Source organism: Streptomyces sp. NBC_01089, from assembly GCF_045162975.1.
Taxonomy (GTDB): Bacteria; Actinomycetota; Actinomycetes; order Streptomycetales; family Streptomycetaceae; genus Streptomyces.
The window spans coordinates 2,026,290-2,044,299 of the sequence record NZ_CP108660.1 but is presented as its reverse complement, the minus strand read 5'-3'; the positions used below and the strand labels follow the sequence as shown (position 1 = coordinate 2,044,299).

The following is an 18,010-nucleotide window of genomic DNA, read 5'->3' as shown; positions in this document are numbered from 1 at the left end:
ACCGGCCCGGAGCGCCCAGTCGCAGCCAGTCCACCGCCGGTCGACACTGCCGGAGGTGCCATGAGTGCAGAGGCCGCCAGCCCCAACGGTGCGTCCCCGGAGACCCGTCCGGTGGACAATCCGGGCCGCAGACGCGGCCGCGCCCGCATCGATCTGCGCAGACTGGGCCGTGCCGCACTGTTCGGGCCCGCCTCGCGCGGCGGGCTGCCCGACGCCATCGGCCATGTCGCCGAGGCCCACCGGGCGCACTTCCCCGATGCCGACCTCGCCGTCCTGCGCCGGGCGTACGTCCTTGCTGAAACGTCCCACCGCGGTCAGATGCGCAAGAGCGGCGAGCCCTACATCACGCACCCCCTCGCGGTGACCCTGATCCTCGCCGAACTCGGCGCCGAGACCACCACATTGACCGCGTCGCTCCTCCACGACACCGTCGAGGACACCGAGGTGACGCTCGATCAGGTACGGGCGGGATTCGGCGACGAGGTCTGCTACTTGGTCGACGGCGTGACCAAACTGGAGAAGGTCGACTACGGGGCCGCCGCCGAACCCGAGACCTTCCGCAAGATGCTGGTGGCCACCGGCGACGACGTCCGGGTCATGTCGATCAAACTCGCCGACCGGCTGCACAACATGCGCACGCTCGGTGTGATGCGCCCCGAGAAACAGGTCAGGATCGCCAAGGTCACCAGTGACGTCCTGATCCCGCTGGCCGAACGGCTCGGTGTACAGGCGCTCAAGACCGAGCTGGAGGATCTGGTCTTCGCGATCCTGCACCCGGCGGAGTACGAGATCACCCGTGCCCTCATCGCCGCCCAGGACGCGGCCGCCGACCCGCTCGCCGCCATCGCCGACGACGTCAGAAGGGTCCTGAGAGAGGCGGGCATCACCGCCGAAGTCCTCATCAGGCCACGCCACTTCGTCTCGGTCCACCGGGTCAGGATGAAACGCGGCGAGCTGTGCCCCACCGACTTCGGCCGGCTCCTGGTGCTCGTCGGCGAGGACGCCGACTGCTACGGAGCACTGGGCGAGCTGCACACCTGTTTCACACCGGTCATCTCCGAGTTCAAGGACTTCATCGCCTCGCCCAAGTTCAACCTTTACCAGTCGCTGCACACGGCCGTCGCCACGCCCGGCGGGGACGTCGCCGAAGTCCTCATCCGTACCCACCTGATGCACAAGGTCGCCGAGGCCGGGGTCGTCGCGCTCGGCAACCCGTACGTACCGCTCGACGGCCCGCAGTCCGCCGCCACCATCGCCCGCGCCGCCGCCGGCACCACGGACGGCGAACGCGTCGATCCCACCCGCCCCGGCTGGCTCTCCAGGCTCCTCGCATGGCAGGAGTCGGCGCCCGACCCCGACACGTTCTGGTCCACCCTCCGCGCCGACCTCGCACAGGACCGGGAGATCACGGTCTTCAGGGCCGACGGCGGCACCCTCGGTCTGCCCGCGGGGGCGAGCTGTGTGGACGCCGCCTACGCACAGCACGGCGAGAAGGCGCACGCCTGCATCGGCGCCCGGGTCAACGGCCGTCTGGCGACGCTCAGTACGGTGCTCAGCGACGGCGACACGGTCCAGCTGCTGCTCGCCGAGGACACCGCGTCCGGGCCCTCACCCGACTGGCTCGGCCATGTACGCACCCCGGCCGCCCGGATCGCGATCACCGGCTGGCTCGACGCCCACCCGGAAGGGGCCGCCGTGCCCGCGGCGGCACCCAGGCCGATCGCGTCGGTGACCGGCGGGGCGATGCGCAGAGCGGCCGCCGGAGCCGTCGTGGGCGTGCCGAACGCGACAGTACGGCTGGCCGGGTGCTGTACGCCGGTGCCGCCCGACGCCGTCACCGGATTCACCGTGCGGGGCGGCGCCGTCACCGTCCACCGCGAGGGGTGCCCATCGGTGGCCCGGATGCTGTCCCTGGGGCGCCCGCCCGTCGAGGTCAACTGGGGTGCCACAGGCGACTGCAGAGTCACCCTGGTCGCCGAGGCGTTCGGACGGCCGCAGCTGCTCGCCGACCTCACCGAGGCCATCGCGACAGCGGGTGTCGCGGTCGTCTCGGCCACCGTGGAACCGCCGTCCGAGCAACGCGTACGCCACACCTACACGCTGCAACTCCCGGACGCCGCCGGGCTCCCGGCCCTGATGCGCACCATGCGGGACGTGCCAGGCGTCTACGATGTGAGCCGCGCCCAGCACCCCGCCACCGCCTGACCGGTATCCGGCCGGCGCCCGGCGGCACGACCGCCTGACGACACGTTCGGGTGGCCCGGCGCGCTGTGCCGGGGTGTGCGCGGCAGGGGCTGGTAGCCGTAGTCCATGCTGTTCATCTCCCGGCGCTCGCGAGCCGTTCTGCTCGCGACCGCATCGGCGGCCCTCGTCGCCGCCACACTGCCCGCACCCGTCCCCCTCGGCATCGGCGACCCGCTCTTCCCGCACCTGGGCAACCCCGGGTACGACGTCCTCTCGTACGACATCGGCCTCACCTACCCCGGCAGCAACACCAGACCGCTGGAGGCCGTGACCACGATCGACGCCAGGACCACGGCGTCACTGCGGCGCATCAACCTCGACTTCGCCCGCGGCACCGTCCACTCGGTGGAGGTGAACGGCAGGCCCGCCGGCTTCGCCTCCGCCGACGAGGACCTGGTCGTGACCCCGCGCGGCGCGATCGGCGCCGGACGCCCGCTGCGGATCACCGTGCGCCACACCAGCGACCCGCGCGGGGCGGCGGACGGCGGCTGGATCAGGACCCCCGACGGCCTGGCCATGGCCAACCAGGCGGACGCCGCCCACCGTGTCTTCCCCTGCAACGACCACCCCAGCGACAAAGCGTTCTTCACCTTCCGGATCACCGCGCCGCGGAAACTGACCGTCGTCGCCAACGGCCTGCCGGGACCGCGCACCACCCGCGCAGGCCGCACCACCTGGACCTACCGCACCCGTCACCCCATGGCCACCGAACTGGCCCAGGTGTCGATCGGCGACTCGGCCGTGCTCCACAGGACCGGCCCGCACGGGCTGCCGGTGCGCGACGTCGTACCGGCGGCCGACCGAAAGAAACTCGAACCCTGGCTGCGGAAGACACCCGCCCAGCTGGCCTGGATGGAGTCGAAGGCCGGACGCTTCCCCTTCGAGACGTACGGGGTCCTCATCGCCGACACGGACACCGGCTTCGAGCTGGAGACCCAGACCCTGTCGCTCTTCGAACGGCGGATGTTCACCGGGGAGTCCTTCCCGGAGTGGTACGTCGACTCCGTCATGGTCCATGAGCTCGCCCACCAGTGGTTCGGCGACAGCGTCTCGCCGCACAGCTGGTCCGATCTCTGGCTGAACGAGGGCCACGCCACCTGGTACGAAGCGCTCTACGCCGACGAGCACGACGGGAAGCCGCTGGACACCCGGATGCGCGACGCCTACCGCCAGTCAGACGGCTGGCGGGCGAGCGACGGCCCGCCGGCCGCTCCGAAGCCTCCCGTGCAGGGGCAGAAGATCAGCATCTTCCGGCCGGTGGTCTACGACGGCAGCGCGCTCGTGCTCTACGCGCTCCGCCGGGAGATCGGCGCGGCAGCCTTCTCGGCGGTGGAGCACAGCTGGGTCAGTGATTACCGCGACAGGTCCGCCACCAGCGCCGACTTCGCCGCACTCGCCTCACGGGTGTCAGGACGCGACCTCTCGGGATTCTTCCGGGGCTGGCTGTACGGGAAGAAGACCCCGCCCATGCCGGGCCACCCGGACTGGCGCAGCGCCGCGCCGCCCAAGGCGCACAAGGGCTGAAACCCGGGTGACGGACGTGAGCGCACCATGTCACTATCGACGCGTCGGCGGCGCTGCCGGACCCGGTGGGACCTCAGGGAATCATCGGCGGCCGTCACGCGTTGTGACTGATGAACGAAACTTTCTACCGGTTCGACGTAAGGATCCAATGACCTCCTCTTCTTCCACTTCCCAGGACGCGCACGAGCAGGAAGCGCACGAGCACGAAGCCCAGAGCTTCAACGAGAGCCTTCGGGCCGATGCCCTGATGGAAGAGGACGTCGCCTGGAGCCACTCGATCGACGGTGAGCGGGACGGCGATCAGTACGACCGCTCGGAGCGCGCCGCCCTCCGGCGGGTGGCCGGTCTCTCCACCGAACTCGAAGACGTCACCGAGGTCGAGTACCGGCAGCTGCGCCTGGAGCGCGTGGTGCTGGTGGGCGTCTGGACCTCGGGCACCGCACAGGACGCGGAGAACTCCCTCGCGGAGCTGGCGGCCCTCGCCGAGACGGCGGGCGCGCTGGTTCTCGACGGTGTGGTGCAGCGCCGGGACAAGCCGGACCCCGCCACCTACATCGGGTCGGGCAAGGCGCAGGAGCTGCGGGACATCGTGCTCGAATCGGGCGCGGACACCGTGGTCTGCGACGGTGAGCTCAGCCCCGGCCAGCTGATCCACCTGGAAGACGTCGTCAAGGTCAAGGTCGTGGACCGCACGGCGCTGATCCTGGACATCTTCGCCCAGCACGCCAAGTCCCGGGAGGGCAAGGCGCAGGTCGCACTCGCGCAGATGCAGTACATGCTGCCCAGGCTGCGCGGCTGGGGCCAGTCGCTCTCCCGGCAGATGGGCGGCGCCGGTGCGGGCGGCGGTGGCGGTATGGCCACGCGTGGTCCCGGTGAGACCAAGATCGAGACGGACCGGCGCCGGATCCGCGAGAAGATGGCGAAGATGCGCCGGGAGATCGTGGAGATGAAGACCGGGCGCGACATCAAGCGCCAGGAGCGCAAGCGCCACAGGGTGCCGTCGGTCGCGATCGCCGGGTACACCAACGCCGGCAAGTCCTCCCTGCTGAACCGGCTGACGGGCGCGGGGGTGCTGGTGGAGAACTCCCTGTTCGCCACCCTGGACCCGACCGTCCGCAAGGCCGAGACACCGAGCGGGCGGCTCTACACGCTCGCGGACACCGTCGGATTCGTCCGGCATCTGCCGCACCACCTGGTCGAGGCGTTCCGCTCCACCATGGAGGAGGTCGGCGAGTCCGACCTGATCCTGCACGTGGTGGACGGTGCGCACCCGGCTCCGGAGGAGCAGCTCGCAGCCGTACGCGAGGTGATCAGGGAGGTCGGGGCCACCGATGTGCCGGAGATCGTCGTGATCAACAAGGCGGACGCGGCCGACCCCCTCGTCCTGCAGCGGCTGCTGCGTATCGAACGCCGCGCCATCGCGGTGTCGGCCCGCTCGGGACAGGGCATCGTCGAGCTGCTCGCGCTGATCGACGAACAGCTGCCCCGCCCGCAGGTCGCGGTGGAGGTGCTCGTGCCCTACACGCACGGACAGCTCGTCGCCCGCGCCCACTCCGACGGCGAGGTCATCTCCGAGGAGCACACCCCGGAGGGCACTCTGCTGAAGGCACTGGTGCACGAGGAACTGGCCGCCGATCTGGCGCCGTACGTACCCGTGGCTTCCTGACGCACGGCGCCGCAGCGCCCCGCTCTTCGGCGCTGCGGAACTTCGGGTGCGTCCACCCGTACGAACGGCCGAGGGCCCGTCGTTCTCCCCGCGGGGAGAACGACGGGCCCTCGGCCGTTGCCGGCTGTAGGGCCGGTGGACCGCCGGCCCTACAGACGCGCGCGGTTACTGGTTCGCGTACCGGTCGCTCATCGCCCGGTAGAGCTGCTGCGCACCCTGGCCGAGCCGCGGGCCCGCCAGCCAGCCCGAGGTGACCGGGCCTATGGAGGTGTTGGAGACCAGCTCCGACTTGCCGTCAGGACCAGCGATGAACCAGCCGCCGCCCGACGAGCCACCGGTCATGGTGCAGCCGATACGCCACATCGCCGGTGTACCGGGGCCTACGGACAGCCGGCCCGGCCGGTCGACGCACTTGTTCATCAGCTGACCGTTGAACGGCGGGGCCGCCGGGTAACCCCAGGCGCCCATCGCGGAGATGCTGCTGGGCGCGGGGGCGTTGAAGTCGACGGTCAGCGCGTTGCCGACGGTCTCCTCCAGGGACTTGCCCCCGTTCTCCGGCTTCACATGGAGCAGGGCGTAGTCGTACGCCGCTCCCTGCCCGCCGGTCGGGCCCCCGTCCTTGATCCAGGCGTTGGACGTCATGGCCCAGTCCGCCCAGTAGTCGCCGTACGGGGCGACCTCCTGCGGCTGCGCGTTCCGCAGCTGGGCGACCGACTTGCCCTGGTCGTTGTACGACGGCACGAACATGATATTCCGGTACCAGCCGCCCTTGCCGCCCGCGTGGACACAGTGGCCCGCGGTCCATACCAGATTGGACTTGCCTGGGTGCTTCGGGTCCTTGACGACCGTGCCCGAGCAGACCATGGAGCCTTCGGGGGAGTCGAAGAAGACCTTCCCGACGGGCGCCGCGTACCGGTGGTACGGGCGCTTCTCCTCCTGGGCCTTGACCGGGGCGGGTTCGGGATCGGTCACGTTCTGATCGCCCGAACTGTCGCCGTAGGCCATGGTCTTCTGCGGATCCTTGGCCGTCTTCATCCGGTCGGGCTTCCACAGCCCCTTGATCACCGGATTGGCGAAGTCCTTGGCATCACGCAGCCACTTGTCCTTGTCCCAGTTCTTCCACTGGCCGCTCTTCCACTTCGCCAGATCGACGCCGTGGCGCTTGAGGGCGTCCGCCACACCGGCCGCGGCGTCCGCCCCGGATGCCGGTGCCGCCGTGGATGCCGAGGAGCTGTCGGCCGCCGGAGCAGCCGTCTTGTCTTCACCGCCGCCACACGCGGTGGCCGTCAGCGCAAGGGCTGCGGCCACCCCGGTGGCGGTCAGTATCGGACGGATGGATCGCATGGAGCTGTTCCCCCTGATGGTGCATGAACGTTGTCGTTGTCTGCCGGACACCGGCTGGTGGGACACCTGCGTGCAGGTGTGGGACCAGGCCGGGTCTACTGGTCCGCGTACTTCTTGCTGACCGAGTCGTAGACACCCTTGGCCACCTTGCCGAGGCGCGGACCCGCCAGCCAGCCTGCGGTCACCGGGCCTATGGAGGTGTTGGAGACCAGCGCGGGCTTGCCGTCGGCGCCCTTGGCGATCCAGCCGCCACCGGAGGAACCACCGGTCATGGTGCACCCGAGGCGGTACATCGTCGGGTCGGCAGCCGACAGCGAGAGACGGCCCGGCCGGTCGGAGCACTGGAACAGCTTCTGGCCGTCGAACGGCGGCGCCGCGGGGTAACCGGTCGCCGTCAGGCTCGGGATCTTGGGCACGGCAGGGGCGTTGAAGTTCACCGGAAGCGCGCCACCGACCGTCTCCTCCAGGGACTTGGTGCTGCCCTTCTCCGGAGTGACGTGCAGAACCGCGAAGTCGTACGGGGCACCTTGGCCGCCGGTGGGGCCGCCGTCGTTGATCCACTGCTCGGAGGTCTGGGCCCAGTCCGCCCAGAAGACGCCGTACGGGGCGACTTCCTCCTTCTTGGCGTTCTGCAACTGAGCGGCGGACTCACCGCTGTTGTTGTACGAGGGGACAAAGGCGATGTTCCGGTACCAGCCGCCCTTCTTGCCGGCGTGCACGCAGTGGCCGGCCGTCCACACCAGGTTGGACTTCCCGGGGTGCGCGGGGTCCTCCACGACCGTCGCGGAGCAGACCATCGAGCCCTCGGGGCTGTCGAAGAAGACCTTGCCCGCCTCGGGGATGCTCTGGTGGTACGGCGCGTTCACGCCCTGCGCGGTCACCGGCGACGGAGTCGGGTCGGTCACCCCCTTGTCACCCGAGATGTCATTGTCGACGGGCTTCTCCGGGGGCTTGGAGGCGTGCCGCATCCTGGACGGGTCCCAGAGCCCGGAGATGACCGGATTGACGAAGTCCTGCGCCTCACGCAGCCACTTGTCCTTGTTCCAGTCCTTCCACTCGCCGTGCTTCCACTTGTCCAGATCGATGCCGTGCTTCTTGAGCGCGTTCCGCACGTTGTCCGGTATGACCACCTTGCCGTCCGCGGACGACGAGGTGGTGGCAGCCGGTTTGTCACTCGCGTTGTCGTCGCCGGGACCGCAGGCGGTCACGGTCAGCGCGAGTGCCGCCGTGAGGCCAACCGCGGCCATGGCGGGGAGGGTTCGCCGGGATGCGCGCCTCCCGCGGCGTTCGGTGGAAGTCGGGCGTAGCGATCGCATGTGGTGATTCCCCCTGGTACGTCGGACTGGGACTCGGGACTGGGACTCTGGACTGGGACTTCGGACTGGTACTTCGGGACATCCGGAACTACGGATTTCGGCACCGTGGAACTGTGCGGGACCAAAGTGCGGGCCCCACTATGCCGGTGCCGATGTGGACGGCATAAGGCAGGGCGGTGGTTCCGCCGCCCAAATGACCTTCCTTCCCGGCCGTGATTCCCGGGCGACTTCGTCGTTGGTACGAACGGGGGGCCTTTGGGCTGCGTTCAGCGCCGGGGCGACGGTCGTGTGACGAGCGGCGCCACGGCTGATCCGTACAGCGGGAGGACCGACAGCAGTGGCCGTGACCGAAACCGCACCGTCGGCGGTGACGACAGCGCACGCGGGGATCCTGCGCCGCCAGTCGATGCGTGAATCCGCGGCCCGCACCTACGCGCGGTCCCTGCCGATCGTTCCGGTACGCGCCCGCGGGCTGACCATCGAGGGTGCGGACGGACGCCGCTATCTCGACTGCCTGTCCGGGGCGGGGACCCTGGCGCTCGGACACAACCATCCGGTGGTCCTCGAAGCGATCAAGAAGGTGATCGACTCGGGAGCGCCCCTGCAAGTGCTGGACCTCGCAACGCCGGTCAAGGACGCTTTCATCACAGAGCTGTTCGAGACACTGCCGCGCGCCTTCGCGGACCGCGCCCGGGTTCGGTTCTGCGGTCCGGCCGGTACGGACGCGGTCGAAGCGGCTCTCAAGCTCGTCCGCACAGCCACCGGCCGCAGCGGGATCCTCGCCTTCACCGGTGCCTGCCACGGTATGACGGCCGGTGCGCTTGCCGTGTCCGGCGGAGCCCGCGATGGGCGGGTGACCCGGCTCCCGTATCCGCAGGACTACCGCTCCCCGTTCGGTGTCGGCGGCGCCCGTGGCTCGGAGCTCGCCGGCAACTGGACCGAGAATCTGCTGGACGATCCCAGGAGCGGAGCCGTGCAGCCGGCCGGGATGATCCTCGAACCGGTGCAGGGCGAGGGCGGGGTGATCCCCGGACCGGACAGCTGGATGCGCCGTATGCGGAAGATCACCGCCGACCGGTCCATTCCGCTCATCGCGGACGAGGTACAGACCGGGGTCGGCCGCACCGGTGCTTTCTGGGCCGTCGAGCACAGCGGGATCGTGCCCGACGTGATGGTGATGTCCAAAGCCATCGGCGGTTCCCTCCCGCTCGCTGTCATCGTCTACCGCTCGGAACTCGACTGCTGGGAGCCCGGAGCCCAGGCGGGTACCTTCCGCGGCAATCAGCTCGCCATGGCCGCTGGTGCCGCGACCCTCGCCCATGTCCGTGAGAACCGCCTGGCCGAGCGAGCGGCCGACCTGGGCGCGCGCATGATCGCCAGGCTGCGGGGTCTGGCCGCCGACCACCCGGTCATCGGGGACGTCCGAGGCCGGGGCTTGATGATCGGCCTGGAGTTCGTCGACCCGGAAGCCGCCGGTAGGACCAGAGCCGCCGGTGGGACCAGAGCCGCCGAGGCCCTGGAGGCCCTGGAGGCCGCCGAAGCCACAGAGGCCGCAGACGTTGCGGATCTCCCGGGCCCCGGTGCCGTCGGCCCCTCGCCGACTAACCCTTCGCCTGCTGACCACCTGGTCGCGGCCGCCGTGCAGCGGGAGTGTCTGGCCAGGGGGCTCATTGTCGAACTCGGCGGCCGTCACACAAGCGTCGTGCGGCTGCTGCCTCCCCTCACCCTCACCGACGAGCAGGCAGAGGCGGTTCTGGACCGGCTGGCCGATGCCCTGTCCGCCGCCGAACGCGCCATCCACGCCATGCATGGCCGTCGTGAGAAACGTGTCCCGCACTGAAACCACCTCCCCCCATTCCCCCCGGCCGCGCAAGGAAGCACCCGTGAACCCCACGCCCGACCCCGATGCCCCCGAGACCGGCGACCCCGCAGTCCCCAACAGCCGTGCGGCAGCCCCGCTGTCGGCCCACCCGTCCCGGGCCGACGCCCTCACCGTCGGCCCGGTGTCGACCGGCTCGCTCTCGGCCGGCCCGGAAACGGTGCCACGCCAGATGAGGGCGGACCGCACCCCGGACGGTCACCCGGCACCCGGCCTCTTCGAGGACCCCGTCGACGCACCCGACCCCAGCGCGGCGGCCGAAGCCGCGGCCGTCGAGAACCTGCTCCGCTGCTGGGTGCGGGAGAAGAACCTGTCCGCTCCCACCGGGCGCACCCTGCGCATCCCCCTGAACGCCAGTGGTATCGCGCTGCTTGTCCCCGTCCTTTACTGGTCGGTCACCGGCTGGCACCGGTTCGGCAAGCCGGTGATCGAGGGCGGATCGATCGGCGCCCCTCGCGCCGACGCCGTCACCGTCGCCGCGCTGCTCGGCAGGGAGGCCGGCCAGAGCGACAGCACCGAACTCGTCGGCAGGGTCGCCGACTCGGTGAACCGGACTGCCGTCTTCATCACGGAGCGCCGCCGGAGTCCGGAGCCGTCCAGTGAGGCGGACCCCTTCCTCACCGCCGAGCAGTCTCTCCTGCTCGGCCACCCGCTGCACCCCACACCGAAGAGCCGCGAAGGTCTCTCGGACGCCGAATTCAGCCTTTACTCGCCGGAGTTGCACGGCTCCTTCGCGCTGCACTGGATGGCCGTCGACCGCTCCGTACTCGCGCAGGACTCGGCGTGGACGGAGGGCGGGCGCACCCTGCCCGCCGCCCGGCTGACCGCCCGGCTTTCGGGTGGTGTCCAGCACCCCGAGAACACGGCTCTTCTGCCGCTCCACCCCTGGCAGGCCCGGGACCTGGCCCACCGGCCCGCCGTGGCCTCCCTCCTCGACGCGGGCCTGCTGCACGACCTCGGCCGGCACGGCGACCGCTGGTATCCCACCTCGTCCGTACGCACCGTCCACCGGCCGGGCGGCGAAGCGATGCTGAAGCTGTCCCTGAGGGTCCGCATCACCAACTCCCGCCGGGAGAACCTCCGCAAGGAACTCCACCGTGGAGTGGAGGTCCACCGGGTCCTGCGCAGCGGCCTCGGCGGGGAGTGGCAGGCGGCCCACCCCGGCTTCGACATCGTCCGTGATCCGGCCTGGATGGCCGTGAACACCCCTGAGGGCGCACCGCTTCCCGGCTTCGATGTCGTCCTGCGCCACAATCCGTTCGGTGTCAACGACGACGCCGTCTGCGTCGCCGGTCTCACCGCGGTCCACCCCCGCCCCGGCGCGGGCGCCATGCGTTCGCGTCTCGCCGACATCGTGACCGCACTCGCGGCCAGGACCGGGCGGTCCACCGGAGCTGTCGCCACCGAGTGGTTCCTGCGCTATCTCGACCACGTCGTACGCCCGGTGCTGTGGCTGGACGGCACCGCGGGCATCGCGCTCGAAGCCCATCAGCAGAACACCATCGTCATCCTCGGCCCCGGCGGCTGGCCCGTCGGCGGCCGCTACCGCGACAACCAGGGCTACTACTTCCGGGAGTCCCACCGCACTGCGCTGGAGAAGCGCCTCCCCGGCATCGGGGCCGTCAGCGACACCTTCGTGGCCGACGACGTCACCGACGAACGCTTCGCCTACTACCTCGCCATCAACAACGTCTTCGGACTGATCGGTGCTTTCGGCTCCCAGCAACTCGCCGACGAACGGCTGCTGATCGCGGCCTTCCGGCAATTCCTCACCAGGGCCACCGCACTCGGCTCCCCTTTGCCCGCTCAACTTCTGGACACCCCCGTCCTGCGTACCAAAGCCAACCTGCTGACCCGACTCCACGGGCTCGACGAACTCGTCGGCCCGGTCGACACCCAGTCCGTATACGTCCGCCTCGCCAACCCCCTTCACCCCACTGGGGCATGACCCGACCGATACCTGAGCAGAGAATGAGGAGCGTGGCCGTGCCCTCCACGGATGCGAGCACCGACACCGGGTCAGGATCTGTCCCGCGGACCGACGACGGGTCCGAGGACACCCTCGATCTGCAGCTGCCCGAGGATCTGCTGTCGCTGCTGCGCACCGGGGACCCGTGGCCCGTCGACCCCAACCCCCCCGGAGGGGGGCTGCTGGACGGCCCCGGCGCCTGGAAGCCCGTCTCCACCCCGGTGGGCGTCTTCCAGCTCGTACCCGTGGACATCGAACGCGACCTCTCTCTCCTCAGCCACTGGATGAACGACCCTGCCGTCGCCGCCTTCTGGGAACTGTCGGGCCCCGAGTCCGTCACCCGCGCGCACCTGCGTCCCCAGCTGGACGGCGACGGCCGGAGCGTCCCCTGCCTCGGCGTGCTCCAAGGCACCCCGATGAGCTACTGGGAGATCTACCGCGCCGACCTCGATCCGCTCGCCCGGCACTATCCGGCCCGCCCTCACGACACCGGCCTGCACCTCCTGATCGGTGGCGTCGCCGACCGGGGGCGCGGCACCGGCACCACCCTGCTGCGTACCGTCTCCGACCTCGTACTGGACAACCGGCCCCAGTGCCCCCGGGTCGTGGCCGAGCCCGACCTGCGTAACACCCCTTCCGTATCGGCCTTTCTCGGCGCTGGATTCCGCTATGCGGCCGAAGTCGACCTCCCTGACAAACGTGCGGCCCTGATGATCCGCGACCGCGCCTTCCGCGACCTGATGTGAACAGCTCCCGACAACCACCCGCAGCGACCACACCCCGTGCTCCTGTCCGTACATCCCCGCCCCTGACGACCTGCTGCTTTTGATACACCGACCGCCCCGAATCGGTTCCACCCCGAGGAGTCCCCGTGCTGAACCCGTCTGCTGGCTTCGACTCCGAAGCAGAACCGAAGCTGCTCGCCCCCGCCGAGCTGAACCCCGAGGACTGGGACCGCGCGGCCCGCCGCCTTCTCGCCAAGATGCTCAGCGCCTTCGCCTACGAGGAGATCGTCGAGCCGGTGGCGGGGACCGGCGGGCGCCACACGCTCACGCTCGACGACGACCTGCCGCTGACCTTCCGGGCCCGGCGTGGCGCCTACGGGCACTGGCACATCGACCCCGACACCATCGCGCTCCAGGGCGAACCCTTCAGCGACCCGCTCCGCTTCCTCGTCCTGGCCCGCAGGCTCCTCGAACTGGACGGAGCGACGCTGGGGCACCTGGTCCGTGAACTCACCACCACGCTCGCCGCCGACGCACGCATCGATCACACCGCGCTCTCCGCCGCCGAACTCGCCGAACTCGACTACGCGCAGCTGGAAGGCCATCAGACCGGCCACCCGTGGCTCGTTCTCAACAAGGGCCGGATCGGATTCTCGGCCGCCGACGCCGCCCGCTGGACCCCCGAGTCCCGCAGGCCCGCCCGGCTGCCATGGATCGCGGTCAGTACCGACCTCGCGCAGTACCGGGGCGTCACCGGGCTCGCCACGCCCGACCGGCTCTACCGGCGTGAACTCGACGCCGACGTAAGGGAGTCCTTCGCCGCCGAGTTAAGGGCCCGTGGGCTGGACCCGGACGGATATCTCTACCTCCCCGTGCACCCCTGGCAGTGGGACGAAGTGATCCTTCCGCTCTATGCGCCGGCCATCGCCCACCACCGGATCGTCCCGCTCCACGCCGACACCGATCCCCGCCTCCCGCAGCAGTCCATCCGGACCTTCCTCAACCTCGCACACCCCGAGCGGCACACCGTGAAACTGCCGCTGTCCATCCTCAACACCCTGGTCTGGCGCGGTCTCCCCACCGAGCGCACGCTCGCCGCTCCGGCCGTCACCGCCTGGGTCCAGGGGCTGCGGGACAGCGACGCGTTCCTGCGCGACGAGTGCGGGGTCATCCTGCTGGGCGAAGTCGCGTCCGTCGCGGTGGAGCACCCGCTGTACGACCAGCTGCCCGAAGTCCCATACCAGTACCGGGAACTCCTCGGTGCCATCTGGCGTGAGCCGCTCGGCGTACAACTGGCCGCCGGTGAGAGGGCCCGTACGCTCGCCTCCCTGCTGCACACCGACATCGAGGGACGCTCCTTCACCGCGGAGCTCGTCGCCAGGTCGGGGCTGGCGCCCACCGTCTGGCTCGGGCGGCTCTTCGCCGCACTGCTTCCCCCGCTGCTGCGCTTCCTCTACCGCTACGGAACGGTCTTCTCCCCGCACGGTGAGAACGCCATCGTCGTCTTCGACAGCCACGATGTCCCGGTGCGGCTGGCGATCAAGGATTTCGTCGACGACGTCAACATCAGCGCCGAGCCGCTCCCGGAGCACGACGCGATGCCGGACGATGTCCGGGACGTCCTGCTGACCGAGGAACCGGCCTTCCTGACACAGTTCATCCACTCCGGGCTCTTCATCGGGGTGTTCCGGTACCTCGCACCCCTCTGCGAAGATCAACTAGGAGTGCCGGAGGCTGATTTCTGGCGGCTGGTACGTGCTGAGATCCTCCGCCATCAAGCCCGGTTCCCCGAGCTGAAGGAACGCTACGAGACCTTCGACCTGCTGACCCCGCGGATCGAGCGGCTCTGTCTGAACCGCAACCGGCTCCACCTCGACGGCTACCGCGACCGTCCGAACCGGCCGCACGCCGCCGTGCACGGGACGGTCGCCAACCCTCTGCACGAGGTGTGACCCCGATTGTCAGTGCTGCACCGTAGGGTGGTTCCGCTATGACGAAGCCCTCCCTCCCCGAGCTCCTGCACGCCGCCGTCACCGCTGTGGGCGGTACGGAGCGGCCCGGCCAGGTCACCATGGCCGAGGCTGTTGCCGAAGCCGTCGACGACAACGCCCACCTGCTGGTCCAGGCCGGCACCGGTACCGGAAAGTCGCTGGGGTATCTGGTCCCCGCGCTGGCCCACGGGGAGCGCGTCGTGGTGGCCACCGCGACGCTCGCACTCCAGCGGCAGCTCGTGGAGCGGGACCTCCCGCGTACGGTCGAAGCCCTGCATCCGCTGCTGCGGCGGCGCCCCCAGTTCGCCATGCTGAAGGGGCGGTCCAACTACCTTTGTCTGCACCGCCTCCATGAGGGCGTGCCGCAGGAGGAGGACGACGGGCTGTTCGACCAGTTCGAGGCGGCTGCCCCCACCAGCAAGCTCGGCCAGGACCTGCTGCGTATGCGGGACTGGGCGGACGAGACGGAGACGGGCGACCGCGACGATCTGACTCCGGGCGTCTCCGACCGCGCCTGGGGCCAGATCTCGGTCTCCTCGCGGGAATGTCTCGGGGCGAGCAAATGCGCCTACGGGGCCGAGTGCTTCGCCGAAGCGGCCCGGGAGCGCGCCAAGCTCGCCGACGTCGTCGTGACCAACCACGCCCTGCTCGCCATCGACGCGATCGAGGGCGCGCCGGTCCTGCCGCAGCACGAGGTACTGATCGTGGACGAGGCCCATGAGCTGGTCTCTCGGGTCACCGGAGTCGCCACGGGCGAGCTCACTCCGGGCCAGGTCAACAGGGCCGTACGGCGTGCGGCGAAGCTCGTCAACGAGAAAGCGGCGGACTCGCTCCAGACCGCTTCCGAGACCTTCGAACGGGTGATGGAGCTGGCGCTCCCCGGCCGGCTGGAGGAGATCCCCGAGGACCTCGGATATGCGCTGATGTCCCTGCGGGACGCGGCCCGAACGGTCATCTCGGCCATCGGCGCCACCCGGGACAAGTCCGTGCAGGACGAGGACGTCGTAAGGAAGCAGGCACTGGCGTCCGTCGAGTCCATCCACGATGTCGCCGAGCGGATCACTCTCGGATCGGAGTACGACGTCGTCTGGTACGAGCGTCATGACCGTTTCGGCGCTTCGCTGCGGGTCGCTCCGCTCTCCGTTTCGGGGCTGCTCCGGGAGAAGCTCTTCGCCGAGCGCTCGGTGGTCCTCACCTCGGCGACGCTGAAATTCGGCGGCGATTTCAACGGGGTGGGTGCTTCACTCGGACTCTCGCCCGAGGGCACGGAGGGGGAGGACGTCCCGCAGTGGAAGGGCCTGGATGTCGGCTCGCCCTTCGACTATGCGAAGCAAGGCATTCTGTACGTCGCCAAACACCTCTCGGCACCTGGCCGCGAGGGATCGCGTACGGACATGCTGGACGAGCTCGCTGAACTGGTCGAGTCGGCAGGCGGCCGCACGCTCGGTCTCTTCTCGTCCATGAGGGCCGCCCAGGCAGCCGCCGAGGAACTGCGCGGCAGGCAGGACAGGCGGGTGCTGCTCCAGGGCGAGGAGACACTCGGTGAGCTGATCAAGAATTTCGCGGCAGATCCGGAGACCTGTCTCTTCGGGACGCTGTCGCTCTGGCAGGGAGTCGATGTCCCGGGACCTAGCTGTCAGCTCGTGGTGATGGACCGGATTCCCTTCCCACGCCCGGACGACCCGCTGATGAGCGCTCGGCAGAAGGCGGTCGAGGAGGGCGGTGGCAATGGGTTCATGGCCGTTGCCGCGACGCATGCCGCTCTGCTCATGGCGCAGGGCGCCGGCCGGCTGGTCAGGGCGATGGGGGACCGCGGTGTCGTCGCGGTGCTGGACCCCCGGCTGGCCACCGCGCGCTACGGCAGCTATCTGAGGGCTTCGCTGCCCGATTTCTGGTTCACCACAGACCGTAATCAGATCCGTCGGTCACTGGCCGCGATCGACGCGGTGGCCAAGGAGACCGGTCAGTAAGGGGCAGCAGCGGAGTGGCCAGCAGTGGCGTGGTCAGCCGCGGTCAGTAGGGTGCGCGGATCAGTGGCGCGCGGGAAAAATGAGGTGCGGAAAAAGCGGTGTGGAGAAAGCAGGACCCCGGAACCGGCGCAGTGAGTTCCGGAGCCCTGTCCAGGGCCGACGCGGTACTCACACGCGTCGGAGCACGGCCACAACCTTGCCGAGGATGGTGGCTTCGTCACCGGGGATGGGCTGGTAAGCGGCATTGTGCGGCAGCAGCCAGACATGGCCGTCCTCGCGCTTGAAGCGCTTGACCGTGGCCTCGCCCTCCAGCATGGCGGCCACGATGTCGCCGTTTTCCGCGACGGGCTGGCGGCGCACGGTGACCCAGTCGCCGTCACAGATGGCGGCCTCGATCATGGAGTCGCCCACGACCTTCAGGACGAAGAGCTCGCCGTCACCGACCAACTGCCGGGGGAGCGGGAAGACGTCCTCGACCGACTCCTCGGCCAGGATCGGCCCACCGGCGGCGATCCGGCCGACCAGCGGCACATACGACGCGGCGGGCTTGCCCGTGGTGTCGGTGGTCTGGGTGCTCGGCTGGTCCGAGCCCCTGACCTCGTACGCCCGGGGGCGGTGCGGGTCACGGCGCAGGAAGCCCTTGCGCTCCAGGGCCATGAGCTGATGGGCGACGGACGAGGTGCTGGACAGCCCGACCGCCTGACCGATCTCGCGCATCGACGGCGGATACCCACGGCGCTGCACGGAGTCCCTGATCACCTCGATCACCCGCCGCTGCCGGTCCGTGAGCCCTGAGCTGTCCGCCCGGATACCGGGAGGCCGTCCGGGCAGCGAGCGTGTGGGGCGCGGGGGCAGCTGGCCCTCCGGGTCCGTGGCTGCGTCATTCATGGCATGCACCGGCTCGAGTCGGTTCTGCGAACGGTCCTGGGCGGTGATGGTGGCGGTGTCTGCGGTCGTGGTCACGTCGTCGGCCCCTCTCGAGATGTTCTCTCCCTGGTTGGACAACGGTAGTGGGTTTCGAAAGGTTGCGCCAAACACACGTTCGAGTGAAAAAATGAAATATCCTTCACGTGAGCGTGGCGGCGGGTGTATGAGCGGCGGCCGGGGTCGAAACCGGGGCCGAAAGGTGATCCCTTGATGCCGAAAGGCAATTCGGTCGATTACGGTACCGTCCGCCGCCGGCGTCCGGATCCGCGGGTCCGGCCGCGGGCCCCCGGGCCGCCGCGTGCCGCGGGCCGGGGGCGATCCGTCACCGTCCGTGCTCCGGTCGCGGCCGCCCGTCGCTGTACCTCCCGGGATGCTGTCCGCCGGTGACTTCCGGGAGGGCCCGGGATCCGGCCGCCGAAGCGCTTCCCGTAGCCTCTTCCGAGCCGGACTGCCCG

The 18,010-nt window shown here is 69.9% G+C and carries 11 protein-coding genes; 8 read left to right on the top strand and 3 right to left on the bottom strand.

Features of this window, described 5'->3' with window-relative positions; all coding sequences use genetic code 11:
• The first annotated feature begins 60 nt into the window (after nt 1–60).
• From OG510_RS08930 to hflX, 3 genes are all read left to right on the top strand, one after another.
• Nucleotides 61–2,205, top strand: a complete 2,145-nt coding sequence (locus OG510_RS08930) for a RelA/SpoT family protein (protein ID WP_406136237.1) — start codon at nt 61–63, stop codon at nt 2,203–2,205.
• A 105-nt stretch (nt 2,206–2,310) separates the two neighbouring features.
• Nucleotides 2,311–3,768 carry a M1 family metallopeptidase gene (locus OG510_RS08925; protein ID WP_406136236.1) on the top strand — a complete coding sequence of 486 codons (1,458 nt, stop codon included), beginning with the start codon at nt 2,311–2,313 and terminating at the stop codon, nt 3,766–3,768.
• Between the two features lie 148 nt (nt 3,769–3,916).
• A complete protein-coding gene (gene hflX, locus OG510_RS08920; protein ID WP_164259048.1) occupies nt 3,917–5,434 on the top strand; it encodes a GTPase HflX in 1,518 nt (505 codons plus the stop codon).
• 165 nt (nt 5,435–5,599) lie between these two features.
• Here the strand turns inward: hflX and OG510_RS08915 are convergent, their stop codons facing one another.
• A complete protein-coding gene (locus OG510_RS08915) occupies nt 5,600–6,778 on the bottom strand; it encodes a trypsin-like serine peptidase (protein WP_406136235.1) in 1,179 nt (392 codons plus the stop codon).
• 95 nt (nt 6,779–6,873) lie between these two features.
• Nucleotides 6,874–8,094, bottom strand: a complete 1,221-nt coding sequence (locus tag OG510_RS08910) for a trypsin-like serine peptidase (RefSeq protein ID WP_406136234.1) — start codon at nt 8,092–8,094, stop codon at nt 6,874–6,876.
• Between the two features lie 337 nt (nt 8,095–8,431).
• Here OG510_RS08910 and OG510_RS08905 point away from each other — a divergent pair, with 337 nt between their 5' ends.
• From OG510_RS08905 to OG510_RS08885, 5 genes are all read left to right on the top strand, one after another.
• Nucleotides 8,432–9,934 (top strand): diaminobutyrate--2-oxoglutarate transaminase family protein, encoded by a 1,503-nt coding sequence (locus tag OG510_RS08905; RefSeq protein ID WP_406136233.1) that lies wholly within the window; start codon nt 8,432–8,434, stop codon nt 9,932–9,934.
• Between the two features lie 43 nt (nt 9,935–9,977).
• Nucleotides 9,978–11,921, top strand: a complete 1,944-nt coding sequence (locus OG510_RS08900) for an IucA/IucC family protein (RefSeq protein ID WP_406136232.1) — start codon at nt 9,978–9,980, stop codon at nt 11,919–11,921.
• 38 nt (nt 11,922–11,959) lie between these two features.
• On the top strand, nt 11,960–12,688 hold the full coding sequence (locus tag OG510_RS08895) for a GNAT family N-acetyltransferase (RefSeq protein WP_406136231.1): 729 nt from the start codon (nt 11,960–11,962) through the stop codon (nt 12,686–12,688).
• A 125-nt stretch (nt 12,689–12,813) separates the two neighbouring features.
• A complete protein-coding gene (locus OG510_RS08890; RefSeq protein ID WP_406136230.1) occupies nt 12,814–14,619 on the top strand; it encodes an IucA/IucC family protein in 1,806 nt (601 codons plus the stop codon).
• Nucleotides 14,620–14,657: 38 nt separating this feature from the next.
• Nucleotides 14,658–16,628, top strand: coding sequence for an ATP-dependent DNA helicase (locus OG510_RS08885; RefSeq protein WP_406136229.1), 1,971 nt, complete (start codon nt 14,658–14,660; stop codon nt 16,626–16,628).
• 168 nt (nt 16,629–16,796) lie between these two features.
• On the opposite strand, the gene lexA is transcribed toward OG510_RS08885, so the two are convergent.
• Complete coding sequence (gene lexA, locus OG510_RS08880) at nt 16,797–17,591, bottom strand: transcriptional repressor LexA (RefSeq protein ID WP_164259061.1); 795 nt, start codon at nt 17,589–17,591, stop codon at nt 16,797–16,799.
• Nucleotides 17,592–18,010 lie beyond the last annotated feature (419 nt).